A 21529-nucleotide genomic window follows, 5' to 3' on the forward strand; every position below is an offset into this window, starting at 1 on the left:
AAATCGTTAATCATCATTCAAAAATCGTATGATAAACTACATCACATATACAAACCAAAACAGCGATCAGTGGGTGACTTTTGTCCACGGAGCTGGCGGTAGTTCGTCTATATGGTTCAAGCAAATTCGGGATTTCAAGAGTCAGTATAATGTGTTGTTATTGGATTTAAGAGGCCACGGTAATTCGAATTCCCAAATAAAGAAAGCTTTTAAACAAAAATACACTTTCGAAGCTATCGCCAATGATGTTCTGGAGGTTATCGACCATCTCAAAATCGAAAAATCACATTTTGTGGGGATTTCTCTAGGTACGATTCTCATTCGACAATTGGCCGAAATGCATCCCGAACGTGTGCAAAGTATGATTCTGGGAGGAGCTATCTTGAAAATGAATTTTCGCTCTCAAATCCTTATGAAAGTGGGCAATACGTTCAAGTATGTATTACCTTATTTAGTGTTGTATAAGTTTTTTGCCTTTGTGATTATGCCTCGAAAGAGCCACAAACAGTCGCGTTTGCTTTTCATCAATGAAGCCAAGAAGTTGTACCAAAAAGAATTTATCAAATGGTTCAAACTTACCGCCGAAATCAATCCCGTGTTGAAGTGTTTTCGTCAAGTAGAATTGAATATACCTACGCTTTATGTAATGGGCGAAGAAGATTATATGTTTTTACCTTCGGTTCGACAAGTGGTCGAAAAGCATTATAAATCTTCGAAATTATTCGTGATTCAGCAGTGCGGCCACGTGGTGAATGTAGAGCAGCCGGCCATTTTCAACAATGCAAGCCTATCTTTTATCAATTTAGCCCAATAAAAAATGTCCCGCGCTAGCGAGACATTCTTTAACTAACCAAAACCAAAATAATAAATAACCAGTTTATTACTCTGCAAAGATGCGACAGTTTCCGATTTTTTGCTGTTAAACGAATGTTATTTGTTTGTTGGAGTTACGTTAATTTTTTGAATTTTATTTAACATTTCCGAAAAAGAGACAAGTATAATGTTGGTAATTAGTGATTTGTTGCGAATAGAGTGTGATTTTTTGAAATTTGGTTACTGTAAGTTATGTACTTGCTTTTACTTCAAAAAAAAAATGCCCCACAAAATGTGAGGCAATCTTTAACTAACCAAAAACCAAAATAATAAATAACCAGTTTATTACTCTGCAAAGATGCGACAGTTTTCGATTTTGTGCTGTTAAAACTCTGTTATTACTTTGTTGCAGTTTCGTTAACTTTTTAACGCTCACGAGAAAACAACCGTTTTATTGTCAAAAACCATCGTTTTTCGCTCTGCGTGCAGTTTTATCGCTCTGGCCAAAACAATGCGTTCCAAATCTCGTCCTTTCATAATAAAATCCTCGACCGAATTGATGTGCGAAACCCGGGTAATGTCCTGCTCAATAATAGGACCTTCATCCAATTCTTCGGTCACATAATGGCTCGTGGCGCCAATAATTTTTACGCCCCTATTAAAGGCCGAATGATAGGGTTTCGCCCCAGGAAAAGCCGGTAAAAAAGAGTGATGAATATTGATGATTTTATGTTCGTAAATCGAAATCAATTTTGGAGTGATAATTTGCATATAGCGCGCCAAAACAATAAAATCTATTGCATATTTTTTGAGCAATTCCAAGTGTTGTTTTTCGCCTTCTTCCTTATTGTCTTTGGTAAAGGGTACGCAATAAAACGGAATGTCAAACCGATTAGCAACCGACCTTAAGTCCCAATGATTGCTGATGATTAGCGGGATTTCAACATTGAATTCACCCGCACTATAACGCCCCAAAATATCAAACAAACAATGGTCGTATTTCGACACAAACAAGGCCATTTTCAATTTTTGTTCTTTCGGATGAATCTCCCAAGCCATATTGAAATCTGTTGCAATAGTTTGTTCAAAAACGTTTTTTATGGCAGTCAAATTCGAGTTGGGGTTGGTCAATTCGCATTCCAAACGCATAAAAAACACATTTTGCTCAAAATCAACATGTTGATCAATATAAGTGATGTTTCCCTCCACGCGCACAATAAAATCAGTCACTGCGGCAATAATCCCTTTTTGGTCTTTGCAATGAATGAGAATGGTAATTTTTTGCATACTATTTTATTTTGAAGCTCATCCTGCTGTCCATTGCAAGTCCTCACTATAAAAACTGTTTTTCTAAGGCCTAAAAAGAGCTTCCTGCGGTCTCTTTTTTAGGCCAAGAAAATCAAGTTTTTATCGTTCCGGGCTTTCCATTTCCATCAGGGCTAGGCAATCCGTTTTACACTATTTTTCATCAAAACTAAACTTATTTTTTTAGAATTAATAGTAAGTTTTTGCATTTTATAGTTATTCTAATTTTCAATGCATATTGCTTAAAAAATTCCGTAAATTGCAACGATAAATTATCATATTCATAATAATGGAAAGTTTAAAACGGTATATTCCTGAAAATAAAGTTCGAATTGTAACTGCTGCCTCGTTGTTCGATGGCCACGATGCGGCGATCAATATTATGCGAAGAATTATACAGTCAACAGGAGTCGAGGTCATACATTTAGGTCACGACCGCAGTGTACAGGAAGTGGTAAATACTGCTATTCAGGAAGATGCCAATGCTATTGCTTTGACTTCCTATCAAGGCGGTCACAATGAATATTTCAAATACATGCGTGATTTACTGTGCGAAAAAGGAGCCTCTCATATCAAAATTTTTGGTGGCGGAGGTGGAGTCATTCTGCAATCTGAAATCGAAGCCTTACATGCCTACGGAATTACCAGAATTTATTCGCCAGACGATGGTCGAGCAATGGGTTTGCAGGGAATGATCGATGATTTGGTAAAGCAATCCGATTTTTGCCCCCAAAGCCCCGAAGGGGGAGTTCCTGATATTGAAATTCGATTACGAAATAGAGAAGTTAATACAATTGCAAGATTAATTTCTTTGGCCGAAAATAATCAAGAACAATTTCACCAGTTATTCGCTGCTCCCCCTTCGGGGGCGGGGGGGGCTGTTCTAGGAATTACCGGAACCGGTGGCGCAGGAAAATCTTCTTTGGTCGATGAATTAGTGCGTCGTTTTCTGATGGACTTCCCTGAAAAAACCATTGGAATCATTTCAGTAGATCCCTCCAAAAGGAAAACAGGAGGTGCATTACTTGGCGATAGAATTCGGATGAATGCCATCAATAATCCCAGAGTTTATATGCGTTCTTTGGCCACTCGACAATCGAATTTGGCTTTGTCCAAATACGTTGCCGATGCGATTCAGGTCATCAAAGCAGCAAAATACGATCTTATCATTCTTGAAACTTCCGGTATTGGACAATCCGATACCGAAATCACAGAGCATTCCGATGTTTCTCTTTATGTGATGACGCCAGAATTTGGTGCCGCAACCCAATTGGAAAAAATCGATATGCTCGATTTTGCTGATCTGGTTGCTATCAATAAATTCGACAAACGAGGTTCACTCGATGCTTTACGCGATGTGAAAAAACAATACCAACGCAACCATAATATGTGGGATGCAGATTTAGATACCTTACCTGTTTTCGGAACCATCGCTTCGCAATTCAATGATCCTGGGATGAATACCTTGTACAAGGCGGTAATGAACATAATTCAAGAGAAAACAGATTCCGATTTGAAATCTTCTTTTGTGATTTCGAATGAAATGAGCGAGAAAATATTCGTGATTCCGCCACACCGAACCCGTTATTTATCTGAAATTGCTGAGAATAATCGAAAATATGATGCTACGGCATTGACACAAGTGGAAGTAGCTCAGAAATTATATGGTATTTTCAAAACGATCGAATCTGTTTCGGGAAAAACCCCTGAATTGAACAAAGCGGGAATTAATGAAGATTCAGTTTTACCAACAGTTTTGGAATTGGAGAAAGCCGGTGCTACCGAAAATAAAATTTTTATCAATTTATTACTCAATCAATTCGACAAGTTGAAAATGGATTTGGATTCCTATAATTGGGAAATCATCCTGACTTGGAACGAGAAAATCAAATCGTACAAAGAACCATTTTATACTTTTAAGGTTCGAAACAAAGAAATTAAAATTGAAACGCACACCCAATCGCTTTCGCATACCCAAATTCCGAAAATTGCTTTGCCAAAGTACCAAGCTTGGGGTGATATTTTACGTTGGAATTTACAGGAAAACGTACCGGGAGAATTTCCTTATACAGCTGGTTTGTATCCTTTTAAAAGAGAAGGAGAAGATCCGTCACGTATGTTTGCTGGAGAAGGAGGTCCCGAAAGAACTAATAAACGCTTTCATTATGTGAGTGCCGGTTTACCTGCCAAACGCCTTTCCACGGCTTTTGATAGCGTCACTTTATACGGAAATGACCCTCACATTCGCCCTGATATTTACGGGAAAATTGGCAATGCCGGAGTTTCTATATGTTGTTTGGACGATGCAAAAAAGTTGTATTCTGGTTTCGATTTAGTCGATGCCATGACTTCGGTGAGTATGACTATCAATGGACCGGCACCGATGCTTTTGGGCTTTTTTATGAATGCAGCTATCGATCAACAATGCGAAAAATACATTATCGAAAATAAGTTAGAGCATTTAGTTGATTCAAAATTAACTGAGATATATGAATCTAAAGGCTTAAGACGACCAAAATACCAAGGAGAAATTCCTAAAAGCCCCTCCTTCGGAGGGGTTGGGGAGGCTCTAGGGTTGTTGCTTTTGGGCGTGACGGGAGACCAAGTTTTGCCTTTGGCTATTTATAATGAGATCAAAGCCAAAACCCTTTCGAATGTTCGAGGAACAGTTCAGGCGGATATTCTCAAAGAAGATCAAGCACAAAACACTTGCATATTTTCGACAGAATTTGCTTTGCGATTGATGGGCGACGTGCAGGAATATTTCATTTCGAAAAAGGTGCAAAACTTTTATTCGGTTTCCATTTCGGGTTATCATATTGCCGAAGCAGGCGCCAACCCAATTTCGCAATTGGCATTCACACTTTCTAATGGTTTTACATATGTAGAATATTATTTGAGTCGTGGAATGAACATCAATGATTTTGGGCCCAATTTATCGTTCTTTTTCTCCAACGGAATTGATCCAGAATATGCGGTAATTGGTCGTGTAGCCCGTAAAATTTGGGCGAAAGCTTTGAAATACAAATATGGAGCCAACGAAAGAGCCCAAATGTTGAAATACCACATTCAGACTTCGGGTCGCTCGCTGCATGCTCAGGAAATCGATTTTAATGATATTCGAACTACTTTGCAGGCTTTGTATGCTATTTATGATAACTGCAATTCCTTGCACACCAATGCCTATGACGAGGCTATTACTACTCCAACAGAGGAAAGTGTGCGTCGTGCGATGGCGATTCAGTTGATTATTAATAAGGAATTAGGACTGACCAAAAACGAAAATCCAATTCAAGGTTCCTTTATTATAGAAGAGTTGACCGACTTGGTAGAAGAGGCCGTTTTGCTGGAATTTGACCGAATTACCGAACGGGGTGGCGTTTTGGGTGCGATGGAGACCATGTACCAAAGAAGCAAAATCCAAGAAGAGAGTTTGTATTATGAAACGCTGAAACACACCGGCGAGTTCCCCATAATTGGAGTGAATACGTTCTTGAGTTCTAAGGGTTCTCCGACGATTATTCCGGCCGAAGTGATTCGTGCCACCGAAATGGAGAAAAAATATCAAATTACCATGTTGGATAATTTGCATAAAACCCATCGAGAAGCTGTCGATTTGAATTTGAAAAAACTGAAAGAAGCTGCCATTCAAAACGAAAATATATTTGAACATTTAATGGAAGCCACCAAGGTTTGTTCGTTAGGGCAAATCACTACTGCACTATTTGAAGTTGGTGGTCAGTATCGAAGAAATATGTAAGCAGAGAACCCCTTTTTGCGTAGCAAAAACGGTGTGAATCGTTTATCCCGCTTTTTAGCGGGAGCTTAGGGAACAATTCATCCCGATGAAAATCGGGGTCTATTTTTGGTTCAAAATTGATAGGAACTACTTTTTGCATAATAGAAAATTGGCGAATTACTTATTTTAAAAAAAATCTGATTTTACAAGATTTAAAAATGGATTTTATCTAGTTTTAAGTATCCAATGTGCAATACATCCGCTTCTGTTGATTCAATCGGCGATAGTTTCAAAGAGTACAATTCTTTGTATTGTTTTGATAAAATATCAGACACATTATAAATATCATCCACATCGATTCCATATTTATCGTCAATGTGTGATGTGGCCCCTTTGAAACCGCAATGTTTATAGAAAGTGGTTGCTTTAGCATTTTTGGAGGCAACGCTTAAATTTTTTGCCACAGTTAAAATTTTATAGTGGTATTCTTCAAATTCATTTTCTTTGTATCCGCCAAGATTAATAAAAAATAAATTTTCTAATACGGGTTCTATCACAAGTTTTTTAGAAACAATTTCAATCGAATAATTATCCACGATCTTCACTTCGCGCCAAGCATCAATGTGGATTTTCCCCTTGGCTTCCGGCCAAAACGCTTTAATTTGTGGTACCAAATCTTTTAAGTTTTTGCCAATTCCAAAAAAAACATCGTGCTGTTCTGTATATCGCCCTTCGGGTTTGCAGCCCAAAATGACCATGTATAATTTAAGTTCCTTGCTCATACTACAAATATAATTCAATATATTTTCATTAAATTTAAATAAAAAAATGTATTTTGGTTTGATTTTTGGAATAATCACAACGAACCCATTAAAAACAAGAAATCATGAAAAAATTAATTACACTTTTAGCCGTTATCGGAATGTTTGCTTTTCAAGGATGTACAGGGCCAGAAGGTCCTCCAGGTCCTCCAGGTCAAGATGGTTTAATAGCCGAAGTATTTGAACTTAAAAATATCAATTTCTCATACAATGCGACAGATGGGTATAATATATACCAAAAGCTAACTCCAGCTATTTATGATTCCGATGTGATTTTAATTTATAGATTGTCTGGAACAATCAATTCGAGTACGCCTATTTGGCAACTGATTCCTAGGACATTGTATGTTCCTCAAGGAGAATTGGATTATGATTTCGATTTCAGTAAAGAAGATTTTACCATTTTTGCCGGAGGAACCTATAATTTATCATTAACTCCACAGTATTTGAACAATCAAACTTTTAGAATTGTTATCCTGCCTGGAAGTTTTTCTTCGACCTTGAATGTTAGTAATTATGCTGAAGTAATGTCGGCTTTGAATTTTAAAGAAAACGATATTCAGAAGATTAATTTCTAGATGAATTGGTTTTAAAACACGAAAAGGAAATCGCAAGATTTCCTTTTCGTGTTTTAAGTATTTTTTTTAGAAACTGAAGTTGTTTCCTCACTCAATCTCAAGGACACAACTATACCTATAGCAAGTGATAGCGCGATGAAACCTAATGAAGCCCATTCGGGGACTTCGATGAAGTCATGAAATAGCATTTTTAATCCAACAAAGGATAAAATAGCAATCAAACTGTATTCCAAATAGCTAAATCTTTCGAGCATATTAGCCAAAAAGAAATACATAGAACGCAAGCCTAAAATGGCGAAAATATTGGAACTGAACACTAAAAACGGATCGGAAGTGATTGCCAAAATCGCTGGAACACTATCTACGGCAAACAAGACGTCCATCACTTCGATAATAATTAACGCGACAAATAAGGGCGTTGCGGCAGTAAGATGTCTTTTTTTTACAAAAAAATGTTCACCATCGATATGAGCAGATACCGGAATCACTTTGCGTAATGTTTTATAAATCAGTGATTTTTTAGGTTCAAATTTATCATCGTCCTTGGCGAACAACATTTTGATCGCGGTGTAAATCAAAAATAGTCCGAAAAGATAGGTGGTCCAAGTGAATTTATTGATGAGCATCACTCCAAAGAATATCATCAATCCTCTGAAAACAATCGCACCTAATATTCCCCAAAACAATACGCGATGTTGGTATTTTTGCGGAATTCTGAACGATGAGAAAATAATGGCTATCACAAAAATGTTGTCTACACTTAGCGATAACTCAATCAAATAACCTGTGATGAATTTCATCGAAGCTACTGTTGGTTTCAGTGCATCGGGATTGGCGACATAATTGTTGGCGTAAAGCCAATAAACCACACCAGAAAATAAAAAGGAGATAGTTACCCAAATAGCAGTCCATTTGCTTGCTTCTTTGGTATTAATGATGTGAGGTGTTTTATTGAAAACGCCCAAATCCAGCGCCAGAAATACTAAGATTGCGCTTATAAATAAAATCCAAACTATCATATACGGTTATGTTTAGAGTACAAATATAACTTTTGAAGATGATATAAAAATAGGATTTTTAATTTTTAATGCATAAAAAAAGTGCCTTCATTTCTGAAAGCACTTTTGATGTTCTTATTAAATTAGAATTACAAAGCTGATTTTACAGTTTTGATGATTCTTGCGGCAATTTTGTATGGATCACCATTCGATGCCGGTCTTCTGTCTTCTAAATATCCTTTCCAACCATTTTTAACAGTGTATAAAGGAATACGAATAGAACATCCTCTATCAGAAACTCCATAAGAGAAATCGTGGATTGATGCTGTTTCGTGTTTACCAGTCAAACGTTGTTCGTTGTAAGCTCCATAAACTGCAATGTGTTCTTCAGTTACTGGACGGAAAGCTTCACAAATTTTGTCATATACCGCTTTGTCACCACAAGTTCTTAAAACCTCGTTGGAGAAGTTGGCGTGCATACCTGAACCATTCCAATCGGTGTCACCAAGTGGTTTTGGGTGGTATTCGATATAGTAACCATATTTTTCAGTCAAACGATCCAACATATAACGAGCAACCCAAATTTCATCTCCAGCTAATTTTGCTCCTTTGGCAAACAATTGAAATTCCCATTGTCCACAAGCTACTTCTTGATTGATTCCTTCGAAATTAAGACCAGCAGCGATACACAAATCAGCGTGTTCTTCTACTAATTTTCTTCCGTGAGTGTTTTTTCCACCTACTGAACAGTAGTACATACCTTGTGGCGCTGGGTAACCTCCTACAGGGAAACCAAGTGGCAACAAAGTTTTAGTATCCATAATGAAATACTCTTGCTCGAAACCAAACCAGAAATCACCATCATCATCAATAGTCGCTCTACCATTTGATGGGTGTGGAGTTCCATCAGCATTCATAACCTCAGTCATTACTAAATATCCATTAATACGAGTTGGATCTGGATAAATAGCTACAGGAACTAACATACAGTCAGAAGATCCACCTTCTGCTTGTCTTGTTGAAGACCCGTCAAATGACCAATTTCCAATTTCTTCTAATGTTCCTTTAAAATTTTCGTGTTCTTCTACTTTAGTTTTACTTCTAAGGTTTTGAGTTGGTTCATAACCATCCAACCAAAGGTATTCTAATTTGATTTTTGCCATGATATTATAAATTAATTGTGTTTTTTAAATATTATGCAAATATAAAATAAAAGTATTGTTTGTGTAAATTAATGGGGTGTAAAATAGTATATAGAATGTTATTTTTATGAATACCCCATAATTATAGGGGTAAATTTATAAAATTTAAATTTTTTATATGCTAAAATTAATAATTACCTTTGTTCAAAATTATTCAAATTATGGCCACTTTACGATTTCAAGCTTTAAATGAAGCCTCCAGCAGAAAACCGGTTCAATTTGCAGAGATGAATCGAAAATCTCTTCTTTTTGGGTCCAATGTTTTTAATGAAAAAGCAATGAAGCAATATTTGACTTCTGATGCTTTAAAGGCGGTGCAAAGTGCTGTTTTAAACGGTACGAAAATTGACAGAAAACTAGCCGATTATATCGCTATGGGTATGAAAGAATGGGCTTTGTCTAAAGGTGTGACGCATTATACGCATTGGTTTCAGCCTTTGACGGGAAGTACAGCGGAGAAACACGACGCTTTTTTCGAAACCTCGTATGATGGCAGTGATCCCGTAGAAAAATTTGGCGGCGGACAACTGGTTCAGCAAGAGCCCGATGCCTCTAGTTTTCCTAACGGCGGTATCCGAAATACTTTCGAGGCGAGAGGATATACTGCTTGGGACCCGACATCACCTGCTTTTATTTACGGAACTACTCTGTGTATTCCAACGGTTTTCATATCGTATACTGGCGAAGCATTAGACAATAAAATTCCTTTATTAAGAGCACTTTCTGCCATCGATGAAGCTGCAACAGATATTTGTAAATATTTCGATAAAAATGTAAAAAAAGTTACGGCAACCCTTGGCTGGGAACAAGAATATTTCTTGGTAGATAGTGCCTTGGCAAATACACGTCCTGATTTGATGATGACGGGTCGAACGTTGTTAGGTCATACTTCGGCCAAAGGGCAACAATTAGATGATCATTATTTTGGTTCCATTCCGAGTCGCGCTTTGACCTATATGCGAGATTTAGAACAAGAATGTATGTTGCTTGGAATTCCGGTAAAAACACGCCATAACGAGGTGGCTCCCAATCAATTTGAATTGGCACCTATTTTCGAAGAAACCAATTTGGCGGTAGATCACAACTGTTTGTTGATGGATGTAATGCAAAAAGTGGCCGAACGTCACGATTTTAAGGTGTTATTGCACGAAAAACCATTCAAAGGAGTTAATGGTTCAGGGAAACACAACAACTGGTCATTAGCTACAGACACTGGTGTCAATTTGTTAAGCCCTAGCAAAACACCGATGAGTAATTTGCAGTTTTTGGCCTTCTTTATCAATACTATCAAAGCGGTCAATGATTATGAAACCCTTTTGAGAGCTGCAATAGCAACAGCAAGTAATGATCATAGATTGGGCGCCAACGAAGCGCCACCTGCTATTATTTCGGTTTTTATTGGCGAACAATTGACCAAAGTTTTGGCAGAATTAGAAGGGGTAACCGATGGTAAATTATCGCCTGAAGAAAAAACCGATTTAAAATTGAATGTCGTAGGCAAAATTCCAGAAGTAATTTTAGATAATACTGACCGTAATAGAACTTCGCCTTTTGCTTTTACTGGAAATAAATTTGAGTTCAGAGCAGTTGGTTCGTCTGCCAATTGTTCGAATGCTATGACTACTTTGAACACTATTGTTGCCAAACAATTGAAAGATTTTAAAGTCGAAGTAGATGCTTTAATAGATGGTAAGGGTCTGAAAAAAGACGAAGCTATTTTTAATGTGCTCCGAGAGTACATCAAGGTTTCTAAAAATATTCTTTTCGAAGGCGATGGGTACAGCGAAGCGTGGGAAAAAGAAGCTGCCAAAAGAGGTTTGAGCAATTTCAAAACGACTCCCGAAGCTTTGAAAGCCAGAGTTTCTAAACAAGCTTTGAACTTATTTTCCGAAATGGGAATCCTAAATCACGTAGAAATGGAAGCGCGCTACGAAATCGAATTGGAAGAATACACCAAGAAAATCCAAATCGAAGGCAGAGTTCTTGGAGATCTTTCTATCAATCACGTGATTCCAACGGCTATTCGCTACCAAAACACTTTGATTGAAAATGTGAAAGGATTAAAAGATATTTTTGGCGATGAGTTCAAAACTTTGGCCAAAGAACAAATTTCAATAATTCGAGAAATTTCAGGTCATATCGAAGGTATTAATTCTAAAGTGGAAGAGATGACCAACGAACGAAAAATAGCTAATCATCTTACCGATGCTCAAGCGATGGCCGAAGCCTATTGCAATAAAGTGAAACCTTTTTTCGAAGAAATCAGAAATCATAGCGATAAATTGGAGTTATTGATTGATGATGAAATTTGGACACTTACTAAATACAGAGAATTGTTGTTGACAAAATAAGACGACATTTCTTTTATTAAAATGCCTTGCCAAAAACAGGAGAGGCATTTTTTTTTGTAATATGTAGAATCTGCTAAATCTGTGTGCCAAATTTTGTGAAATTTTAAAAAATTATTTTTCGGGTAAATTGGTGAAATGCGTGTCTGCCTTTTAAAAGCAAATGCTTAAAAACGCCATCAAGGTATTCGCGTTTAAAATTTTCACACACGAATTGCACGAATCAGCACAAATTGTATTACTATTTTAAATTAAACTCTACGAATTTTAGTTGTTTTTAAGAATTCGTGTAATCAAAACAGATTGAAATCTGTGTCAATTTGTGACCCGAGCGATAGCGGACAGGCGAAGCAAATCTGTGTCAATTTTTTTTCAAAAGCGAATGCCCTGAAACGCAATAGGCAAAACCCAAAAAAAAGATTTATATTTGCGCTATCCTGCCAAGGCGGACAATCAACAAAATTTCAATACTACAAAATGAGTTCAGATTCTAGTAAACGGTACGCACAAAGAGGCGTTTCAGCATCTAAAGAAGATGTACATAACGCCATCAAAAACATCGACAAAGGATTATTTCCACAAGCATTTTGTAAAATTGTCCCTGATTATTTAACTAATGACGAAGAATATTGTCTCATTATGCACGCAGATGGAGCAGGAACCAAATCGTCATTGGCATATATGTATTGGAAAGAAACTGGAGACATTTCGGTTTGGAAAGGCATTGCACAAGACGCTTTGATTATGAATATCGACGACTTATTGTGCGTGGGAGTAACGGATAATATCTTGCTTTCATCCACCATCGGAAGAAATAAAAACCTAATTCCTGCCGAAGTTATTTCGGCTATCATCAACGGAACAGAGGAATTAATCAAAGAATTGGATTCTTTTGGCGTAACCATTCATTCCACCGGTGGCGAAACTGCCGATGTAGGCGATATTGTTCGCACCATCATCGTAGATTCAACGGTTACGGCTCGAATGAAGCGCTCTAAAGTAATTGATAATGCTAATATTAAAGCGGGCGATGTTATCGTCGGATTGGAATCTTTCGGTCAAGCCACTTACGAAAAAAGCTATAATGGCGGAATGGGAAGTAACGGACTGACATCGGCACGTCACGATGTTTTCGGGAAATATTTGGCCACCAAATATCCGGAGAGTTACGATGCTGCCGTTCCTGAAGAATTAATCTATTCCGGTCAGGTAAAACTAACCGATGCGGTCGAAAATTCACCCATCGACGCGGGACAATTAGTACTTTCGCCAACCCGAACTTATGCACCCATCATCAAGAAAATTTTAGATCAATATACTTCCAATGAAATTCACGGTATGGTGCATTGTAGCGGAGGAGCCCAAACCAAGATTTTGCATTTTATTCAAAATCTACATATCATAAAAGACAATCTATTTCCTGTTCCACCATTGTTTAAACTCATTCAAGAGCAATCCAAAACCGATTGGAAAGAAATGTATCAAGTGTTCAATTGCGGTCATCGTATGGAAATTTACGTTCCCGAAGCCGTTGCTCAGGATATTATCGCGATTTCAAAATCGTTTAATGTCAACGCACAAATCGTGGGTCGAGTAGAATCTTCCGACGCTAAAAAACTAACCATTAGCAGCGAATACCGTACTTTCGAATATTAAAAAATGTTTAAAGTTTAAGGTTGTTTAATCCTTGATGACACAATTTTTATAACTTCTAACTTCCAACTTCTAACTTCTAACTTTAAAATGTACGAACTCCTTTTTTGGCAATATCAAGACGGAATTTATCTCAACCATCATTTGGTGTACGAAGCCTTGGTCGAACAGCAAGAAGTCGAAGGACTCGAAATACTTCCGGTACAAGTCATCCTGAATCGTATCCAAGCGGTGTTTTCGAGTTGGGAAAAAGTAGATGAAAACAGCTGGAAAAACAGCAAAGGTAAAGGAGCTTTTCAAATCAAAACCACGCCACAAAGCATCCAAATCCATTGCTACGGAACCGAAGGCAAAACAATGAATTTGCTTGCCGACACTTTGGAAGAATTCAAATGTCCGCTCTACGATCCACAGGTTCCGGTGCGTTACGATGAATTTAATGAATAGATCATATTTCATTACATCTTCATTAAACAAATCTGTGTAAATCCTTTTAACCTGCGTCATTCGTGTACTATTCAATATAAATCCTATGCCAATAAACTTTAACTTCTCACAAAATCTAATCATCGAAGACGACTTTGTTTTACTTCGTCTATTACAGGAATCGGATGTTGAACATTTATTGGAAATTGCCATCAACGAGCCAGAAACTTGGAAATATTCACTAATTCCGGCACACGGACAAGAAAATTTGACGAAATACATTCAGCACGCTGTAAAATCCAGAGAAAATAAAACCGAATTTCCTTTTATCGTTTTCGACAAGAAATTAGAAAAATATGCTGGAAGTACTCGTTTTTATGATATTCAATTGCCGTTCAAAACCTTGCAATTGGGTTACACTTGGTACGGAAAAGATTTTCGCGGAACAGGACTAAACAAGCATTGTAAATTTCTTCTTTTGCAATTTGCTTTCGAAACTCTTGGAATGGAACGGGTAGAATTTCGTGCCGACAATAATAACCAGCTCAGCATTGCTGCAATGAAAAGCATCGGTTGTAAAGTGGAAGGTATTTTAAGAAATCATATGCCCACTTTTGAAAGCGAAGCACGACGGGACAGTATTATTTTGAGTATTCTTCGCAACGAATGGTTTGGTGAAGTGAAAGACCATTTAAAAGCGAAATTGTGACGGTATAAATCCAATTTATGCTACAATTTCCGAAAGTTGAGCCCCTTCTTTATCCTTTTTAACTCCATTAACAATCTGCATTTCATTATGGGAACCTTCGTTATCAGCAAGCGATTTGATGATCGTTATAAATTTGTCTTCACTTCTCGAAAAGGGAAAACTATTTTTACCAGCCCTTCAATGGAGCTAAAGATGGAATGCGAAGATTGTATCGAAGCCATAAAGGCCAATATCGAACTGTACACTTACGTAAAAGCTAGGGCTGCCAACGGAAAATATTTTTTCAAAATGATGCTCGAAGAAACGGTAATCGCCACCAGCCGAAAATACACCACACCCTTATTGCTCGAAAAAGGCATCGACGAAATTATTCGTACTGCTGTAAAGTCTGACGTGTTGGATTTTACGATGAATGAATTTGTGTTTGAGGATTAGGATTGCGTATAAATATGTAAACTTATTTTAGAAGAGACACTTTTAATAGCTTTGTATTAATACGTCGGTCGGAATATTTAATTCATTGTGTAATTGTCGTATCATTTCTAATGATAATTTTCTTTTTCGACTTAGTATTTCACTCGCACGGCTTTTAAAACCTACAATTTTTGCTAAATCATTTTGGCTATATCCCATTTGATCCATTCTGAATTTTATAGCTTCAATTGGATCTGGCAAATCAATCGGAAAATGTTCGTTTTCATATTGGTCAATCAACATTCCTAAAAGTTCTAATTCGTCGCCTTCTTCCGTTCCTCTTTTTGAATCAAAAATTACTTCAAGTCTTTCTAATGCTTGATGGTAATCGTTTTCTGTTTTGATAAGATTGATGTTCATAATTTAAATGGTGTTGGCGTTAATTTTATCATATTCTCCGTGAGTTCCAATAAATCGAATCCAAACCATTTGGTATTCAAAACTTATTTTTGCAATCAATCGGTAATTGTTACCCTTGATATTGAAAACAACTCGATTGTTATTCAGAATACTGGCACTTGGATATTCTTCTTTAATTTGGTTCGGATTTTTCCATTCTGATTTTTGAACTTCTCGAAACCAAGATTTCAATTGTTGTTCGCAATCTTCATGCTTTACCCAAAAATCCCGCAATATCTTTTTCGCAATTACTCTCAACTCTTTTTTACAAAGATATAAATTATTTACCAATTTGGGAACTAGAAGTGTTTGTTTTTTTGATTGCGATTTACATAAACTGATTACGATAGCATGTTTTGGATTTTACGATGAATGAATTTGTGTTTCCGGTTAGATGTTTGTATTTGAAGTGGTTAGATTGTTATTTCAACTTTATTTATTATGTTAAGAATACAAAACAAAAGTGGGCTAGTTTGTTTATTTCTATTTTTAGAAATGCCAGCCAATTTTACAAGACAGTTCTCCTTGAATTTTTTTGGTTTTATATTCAGTGTTTTCTACAGCTATTTTATTGTTATCCATCACATAATGTATTGCAGCCCAAGGTTCAATATAAAAATTTTTATACACTTTGAATATATAGCCACTTCCTGCCGTTGCTACGTAGTTTTTAAAATGATAATCTTGATCATTCAACTTAGAAGTTATGTTGTTATTCCATTGTTCCATACCGGTGCCAAACCACCATCCCTTGAAATTGTTTTTAAGGAAATAGTCGAAAATCAGAGCGGTAGCGGTTGTTTTTAAATCTGTAAAGTCATCATTTCCAGTAATATTGTCTGGGGTGGAAAACCCTGCAATAACACCTCTAACCCTAAACTTTTTATACCCATACCACAATTGCGCTGAATAACCAAAATCACCAGCTGTTGCGCTCAGAATTGGGGGCAATAAATCGATAGCGACGCCCACAGTTTGTTTAATTATAAGACTGTCTATTTCAGAATTTTGAATTGGTTTTTGCGGTTTTGCTTCATTTGAAACAGATTGTGCTGAGATTGTTGTTGCTACAGAGAAAAGAATAGCAAAAAGAGTGAATTGCTTTTTCATATCATAATGGTTTTTAAATTATGATGCAAATGTCAGCACAAAAATGAGGGCAATTGCTCCACATTTGTTACCATTTTTTTTTAATCGAATAATTGTTTCCGAATTCGGCTTAAAGACTTCGGGGCAATTCCGAGATAGTTTGCTATATGATACAGTGGCACTCTTTGAAGGATATTCGGATAATGGTAAAGCAGCTTTTTATAGCGATCTGTTGCTGAAAGTAATTGCAAATCTATACTTTGCTGCGCAATCTTTAAAAATGATTGTTCCATTAAAATCCTTCCCAATCTTTCTAATTTTGGAATACGGATATATAATTCAGACAATCTTTTTTGCGAAATAACTAATAATTCGCAGGTTTCGATGGCCTTGATACTAATTAATGATTTTGAATTAGTCAGTCGGCTTTGGTTGACGGTGACCCAATCTTCTTCAAAAGAAAAGTCTATGGTAATTTCATCGCAGTTTGCTTTGCGTTGGAAATAAATTAGAATTCCAGAGTTCACAAATCCAATGTAGTCGCAAATAGTGCCTTCTTCAAGAAAAAGCTCATTTTTAGCCAGCTTGCGCAAAGTAAAAGATTCACATAAAACTAGGAATTCCTCATCAGTCAATGTGACTATTGAGCTAATACTTTTTTTTAGGATGTTAAATCTATACATGGCTTTTACTTCGAGTTGCGGTTTTGGTACATCTTAATCGCGAAAATGTGGTAACTTATATTCTAGAATAAAGCCTCAAAAAATTTCAACATTAAGTGGAATATTTAGTGATCATCAAAGGTAATTAATTTTTATTACCACTAGAGTTTCTATTAAGCACTGGTATCATTGTAAATTAACAGAAGAAGTTATTGGCGAGCCTGATCTGCATTGCTTGTTACAAATAAACAGTCTCGATTTCAATTATTTTACTTCAATTTTGTCAATCAGCAACTCGAAACTTTCTTGCTTATAATTAGCAATTAAAAAAGCTAGTTGTTCTATTTTAGCTCCATCATAATTGGGGATATTCAATTTGTTGCCGCGGAAAGAAGCGTACATTTCTGAAATTGGAATTTCAATAACTTCCCATTGTTTACTGGTCTGAAATTGGTAAACGTAGGAATAATAATCATTTCGATTTGATTTTACTCGGAATTGGTATTGCTTTCCATCGCCTTTTATTCGAATGCTGAAAATCTTTTTATTTCCAAGACTTTTAGCTACTAGATTATGCTGCACAGAGCAAAAACCGCCATTGTTCTCTAATGAAACGGCTCCGGTAAAACGACCGTGGCCGTCGGAGTCCATGCCAAATTGACTATTGGAACGCCCGCCCATTACTACGTCATTGACTATATTCCAGTCGTCCGAGTTACTTGTCTTGTTGAAATCTACTAAAACAATTGGGTCCATAGCGAAAAATAAAAATGCGAGCAATAAATTTACACCTAAATTCATAAATTCCTCTTTTACAAAATCTACAGCAATTTGTAGTTGGTTGAATTACAAATTTATATCAAATGTAAATAGTCCGCTTTTATATTAACTTTTGAGCTTAAAACATTAACGTTTGTTAAGTCTATAGTCAGTCCATTTTGTTATTGAAAATGAGTGTAGTAATAGAATTTTATCTAAAAATTACAACTATTTATTCTAAATTCTCCAGGCTTATTCTGATGTTTTGCCTTTTATAATGAATCTATTTGTAAATCCACATCAAAACAGGTTTGGTACTTACTTTTAATAAAGGATCGATTATTTTAAAGCTGTTATTAGAAATTGTTGGGCATCCCCAACCTTCGGGAGTTCCCTTCGGATAGATTTCTTCATCTGAAACAACTTCCCACGAATGGAATACAATAAAGCGTTTGAATGCATTACTATTTGTCGATTCCAGTCCGTGTAAAAAATATTTAATGTTTACTCCCCAGTCGCTATGAGCTCTTGCTCCAATCTTGTATTTACCAAGCGATGAACAATGGCTCCCATCAACATTACTGAATTTTGGAGTTTCTTTTGAAAAATCATAGTTCCACGGATTATCCCCACATCCGTGTCCTACCAAAAAACTGTTTGTTATTTTGTTTTTTTTGAAATCCCAAACGACAAACCTTTTGACACCTGAATGCAAACTCATATCAATCAAAATACAAAAGTCCTCATTGAACTTTTTAGTTTTACAAAAAGACAATGCTTCCTTTGCTTTTAATCTAGTATTCGCAACATTAATAGTTGGATTTTTAGCATCTGTATTTTTAACAGGTGGGTTGTTGCATCCTAAAAAAGATGTCGAAAAAATCACCAATATTGAGATTAGCTTCATTGGGTATTATAAATGATAGAAATTACTTATTCCAAATCCTCCAAGCTTTCTCCGCCTGAAAAACCAGCATATCCTGTCCGTTTTTGATTTGTGCTCCTTGTGCTTTGGCTTTTTTTAGGAATTGGGTTTCTGCAGGATTGTAAATCAAATCGTAAGCGATATGTTTGTCGGTGAAATATTCGTAGGGAATTAGTGGAAATGCATCTGTATTTGGACTAGTTCCCACAGGAGTCGAGTTGATGATGATTTGGTAATGTTCAAAAGTAGTCAGATTGATACGGTCATAATCGATAACAGCTTCTTTGGCTTCTCGAGAAACAAAAGTGTATAAAATTCCCAATTTTTCCAAGGCATACGCTACCCCTTTAGAGGCACCACCAGTTCCCAGAATCAAGGCTTTTTTATGATGAGGTTGCAATAAGGGTTCCAATGATTTCATAAAACCGTAATAGTCGGTGTTGTACCCTTTCAGTTTGCCTTTTTTGGTAAATTTGATGGTGTTTACGGCGCCAATTTCGGTGGCAATTTTAGACAATTTATCCAAATACGGTATCACGACTTCTTTGTACGGAATCGTCACGTTCATTCCTTTGAGGTCGGGCGTGTTTTTTATAATTTCGGGGAAAGCAGTGATTTCGGGAATATCAAAATTCTCATAAGTACAGCCTTCAAAGATACTGTCCTTACTGAATTTATCGGTAAAATAACCTTTCGAAAAAGAATAACTGATGTTGCGCCCCAGTAAACCAAAACGTTTGCGAATTGTATCTAGCATTGTTTTTGTTTTTAAAACACGAATTTCACCAATTTCCACTAACTAATTTGTGAGAATTTGTGAAATCTGTGTCAGTTTTTTTATTGTTGTAGCAAGAGATTCTGTAAATAGTTTTTAGCCACATAGTTATATTGAATGTATAATTCACAAAGTTTTTCATAGGTATTTCATTTGCTCATAGCTATGAATTCTATGATAAGCTAAGTGCCTTTTCTTTTAAAGAATAATAACTTTTCTATGTGGTTTAAACTTTTAACATTAATAAAGTCAGACTATTAAAAATTACTTTTTGTGTTTGGCAATGTAGTTTTGTACCATTTTTCGAGACCAAACTACTGGGAATAAGTCTTCTAAAATGATATAATTGTCAAAATTTAACCGCAAGGCGTTGCTCAAATGAAACTTGGCTTTGATGTTATTCTGTGCCATAAAATACAAGCCTGCCAAACGATATTCGATTTCGTTTTCTTCTGGGAAATATTCTGTCGCTTGCAATAAAGTTTGAGCAGCACTATCAAATTCGCCTAAAAACTGCAAAATATCAACCCAAAATAACCAAGTGTCTAGAGAATGATCCCCAAACTCCACCGCTTTCCGATAGCCAAATTCAGCTTCCTCAAAATGGTTCATTTGTTTGCTAATCGTGGCATATCTTTTCCAATACAACCTGTTTTGATTATCGATAGCCAGCGCTTTATTGACAAAAAACAAGGCTTTTTGGAAGTTCTTTTGGCGCACGTAAAAATCAGTAATAGCAATCCAACCTTTGTCCAAAAGTGGATCTTCGTGCACTGTTTTGTTGAAATATTTTAGAGCTTGCACTTTATTACCTAGCTTTTCATAGCATTTTCCAATTCGAAGCAAAGCATAAGAAGTGGCATCGTCTAATTCGATAGTCCTGTTGTAACTTTCGATGGCTTCTTCGTATTTTTTTAATCGTTCTAGTGCTTTGGCGCGTTCCATAAACGCACCCATAAATTCGTCGTCGATGAGTGTCGCATAATCAAAAGCGCGAATGGCACTCTCGTATTCTTTTAAGCCATAATGCAAACGACCCATTTGATGCCAAGCGATTTCGCTGTAGGGATTCTGATCGATGTATTTTGCCAAATAAGCAATAGCCTCCCGATTTTGATCTAAAAATTCGAAGCAATACACCACGTTATAAAGTGCGGATTGTTCTTCGAGATCGACTTCTAAGCATTTGATGAAGCTATCTTTGGCCATTTCTAGATTGTCCATAAAGAGGTATTCCATCCCAATCAAATTATAGACGTCGGCATAATCATCGGTATAGGTTAGCGCAATATTGAGCAATTCAACCGCTTTTTCGTGATTGTCTCTTTTAGAATAAATATTGGCTTTTTGAATGTAAATTTCCTCGTTGGTGGGTTCGATGGCGTACAATTCGTTCAATAGCTTTTCAGCCTGTTCGAGCTTGTCGTCATAAACTAGCATCTCTACTTGTACTAACTTGAGTCCTGTAGAGCGAGGATGTTGCTCTAATGCTAATTTTAAGGCTTTTTTGGCCAAGTTGGCCTTCCCGATATCGAGATAATGAAGGATGATTTCTTCGAATTCCTCAGAGTCAAAAAAGAGCACTTTGTTGGTTTTCAACATTGACTCAAATTTAGATAAGGATAAGTTATAGTCCTCTTCTTCTTCGCTTAATTGCATAGGTTATTTTTTTTGAGTTTGCCCAAATAAAAGTAGGCAACCTAGATGTTATTGTGAGGAAAATTTTGAATTGTTGTGAACAATTTAATTAACAGGTTTGATTGCAGAATGTAGAGTAACGATTTCTGATTTTTGATTTCCTTAAAAAAAAACAAAATGTCAATTTTTATGGCAATGTTAATTTTTCAATCTGAA

20 protein-coding genes are annotated in these 21529 nt (G+C 36.4%); 8 read left to right on the forward strand and 12 right to left on the reverse strand.

All coding sequences use genetic code 11. From position 1 onward, the window contains the following. Positions 1–28: 28 nt before the first annotated feature. Positions 29–814, forward strand: a complete 786-nt coding sequence (locus tag E1750_RS15310; protein ID WP_133277610.1) for an alpha/beta fold hydrolase — start codon at positions 29–31, stop codon at positions 812–814. A 431-nt stretch (positions 815–1245) separates the two neighbouring features. On the opposite strand, the gene purU is transcribed toward E1750_RS15310, so the two are convergent. Then, the gene (purU, locus tag E1750_RS15315) at positions 1246–2100 is read right to left on the reverse strand and encodes a formyltetrahydrofolate deformylase (protein ID WP_133277611.1); all 855 of its coding nucleotides are present in this window, start codon (positions 2098–2100) and stop codon (positions 1246–1248) included. 307 nt (positions 2101–2407) lie between these two features. Here purU and E1750_RS15320 point away from each other — a divergent pair, with 307 nt between their 5' ends. Further along, complete coding sequence (locus E1750_RS15320) at positions 2408–5878, forward strand: methylmalonyl-CoA mutase family protein (protein ID WP_133277612.1); 3471 nt, start codon at positions 2408–2410, stop codon at positions 5876–5878. A 191-nt stretch (positions 5879–6069) separates the two neighbouring features. On the opposite strand, the gene E1750_RS15325 is transcribed toward E1750_RS15320, so the two are convergent. Beyond that, positions 6070–6639, reverse strand: coding sequence for a DUF1543 domain-containing protein (locus tag E1750_RS15325; protein WP_133277613.1), 570 nt, complete (start codon positions 6637–6639; stop codon positions 6070–6072). A 104-nt stretch (positions 6640–6743) separates the two neighbouring features. Between E1750_RS15325 and E1750_RS15330 the strand changes: the two genes are divergently transcribed. Then, entirely contained in the window at positions 6744–7256 is a 513-nt protein-coding gene (locus E1750_RS15330; RefSeq protein ID WP_133277614.1) for a hypothetical protein, read from the forward strand. A gap of 53 nt (positions 7257–7309) precedes the next feature. Here E1750_RS15330 and E1750_RS15335 read toward each other — a convergent pair whose 3' ends face one another. Both E1750_RS15335 and E1750_RS15340 read right to left on the reverse strand, forming a co-directional pair. Further along, positions 7310–8275 carry a TerC family protein gene (locus E1750_RS15335; protein ID WP_133277615.1) on the reverse strand — a complete coding sequence of 322 codons (966 nt, stop codon included), beginning with the start codon at positions 8273–8275 and terminating at the stop codon, positions 7310–7312. A gap of 128 nt (positions 8276–8403) precedes the next feature. Next, on the reverse strand, positions 8404–9417 hold the full coding sequence (locus E1750_RS15340) for a glutamine synthetase beta-grasp domain-containing protein (RefSeq protein ID WP_133277616.1): 1014 nt from the start codon (positions 9415–9417) through the stop codon (positions 8404–8406). A gap of 200 nt (positions 9418–9617) precedes the next feature. On the opposite strand from E1750_RS15340, the gene E1750_RS15345 reads away from it, so the two are divergent. From E1750_RS15345 to E1750_RS15365, 5 genes are all read left to right on the forward strand, one after another. Next, positions 9618–11807 carry a glutamine synthetase III family protein gene (locus E1750_RS15345; protein WP_133277617.1) on the forward strand — a complete coding sequence of 730 codons (2190 nt, stop codon included), beginning with the start codon at positions 9618–9620 and terminating at the stop codon, positions 11805–11807. A gap of 474 nt (positions 11808–12281) precedes the next feature. After that, entirely contained in the window at positions 12282–13460 is a 1179-nt protein-coding gene (locus E1750_RS15350) for an AIR synthase related protein (protein WP_133277618.1), read from the forward strand. Between the two features lie 87 nt (positions 13461–13547). Then, complete coding sequence (locus E1750_RS15355) at positions 13548–13904, forward strand: hypothetical protein (protein ID WP_133277619.1); 357 nt, start codon at positions 13548–13550, stop codon at positions 13902–13904. A gap of 85 nt (positions 13905–13989) precedes the next feature. After that, positions 13990–14592, forward strand: coding sequence for a GNAT family N-acetyltransferase (locus E1750_RS15360; RefSeq protein WP_133277620.1), 603 nt, complete (start codon positions 13990–13992; stop codon positions 14590–14592). Between the two features lie 87 nt (positions 14593–14679). Beyond that, on the forward strand, positions 14680–15027 hold the full coding sequence (locus E1750_RS15365) for a DUF1508 domain-containing protein (RefSeq protein ID WP_133277621.1): 348 nt from the start codon (positions 14680–14682) through the stop codon (positions 15025–15027). A gap of 42 nt (positions 15028–15069) precedes the next feature. On the opposite strand, the gene E1750_RS15370 is transcribed toward E1750_RS15365, so the two are convergent. The 8 genes from E1750_RS15370 to E1750_RS15405 form a co-directional block, all read right to left on the reverse strand. After that, complete coding sequence (locus E1750_RS15370) at positions 15070–15426, reverse strand: helix-turn-helix domain-containing protein (RefSeq protein ID WP_133277622.1); 357 nt, start codon at positions 15424–15426, stop codon at positions 15070–15072. Between the two features lie 3 nt (positions 15427–15429). Then, positions 15430–15723, reverse strand: a complete 294-nt coding sequence (locus tag E1750_RS15375) for a type II toxin-antitoxin system HigB family toxin (RefSeq protein WP_133277623.1) — start codon at positions 15721–15723, stop codon at positions 15430–15432. Between the two features lie 231 nt (positions 15724–15954). After that, the gene (locus tag E1750_RS15380) at positions 15955–16575 is read right to left on the reverse strand and encodes a hypothetical protein (RefSeq protein WP_133277624.1); all 621 of its coding nucleotides are present in this window, start codon (positions 16573–16575) and stop codon (positions 15955–15957) included. Positions 16576–16655: 80 nt separating this feature from the next. Further along, a complete protein-coding gene (locus E1750_RS15385) occupies positions 16656–17237 on the reverse strand; it encodes a Crp/Fnr family transcriptional regulator (protein ID WP_133277625.1) in 582 nt (193 codons plus the stop codon). A 243-nt stretch (positions 17238–17480) separates the two neighbouring features. Then, a complete protein-coding gene (locus E1750_RS15390) occupies positions 17481–18017 on the reverse strand; it encodes a CIA30 family protein (protein WP_227873906.1) in 537 nt (178 codons plus the stop codon). 241 nt (positions 18018–18258) lie between these two features. Continuing rightward, a complete protein-coding gene (locus E1750_RS15395; RefSeq protein WP_133277626.1) occupies positions 18259–18882 on the reverse strand; it encodes a murein L,D-transpeptidase catalytic domain-containing protein in 624 nt (207 codons plus the stop codon). Between the two features lie 22 nt (positions 18883–18904). Further along, positions 18905–19657, reverse strand: a complete 753-nt coding sequence (locus E1750_RS15400) for a shikimate dehydrogenase family protein (protein WP_133277627.1) — start codon at positions 19655–19657, stop codon at positions 18905–18907. Between the two features lie 282 nt (positions 19658–19939). Next, a complete protein-coding gene (locus E1750_RS15405) occupies positions 19940–21334 on the reverse strand; it encodes a tetratricopeptide repeat protein (RefSeq protein WP_133277628.1) in 1395 nt (464 codons plus the stop codon). Positions 21335–21529: the final 195 nt, after the last annotated feature.

This window comes from Flavobacterium nackdongense (assembly GCF_004355225.1).
GTDB lineage: Bacteria > Bacteroidota > Bacteroidia > Flavobacteriales > Flavobacteriaceae > Flavobacterium > Flavobacterium nackdongense.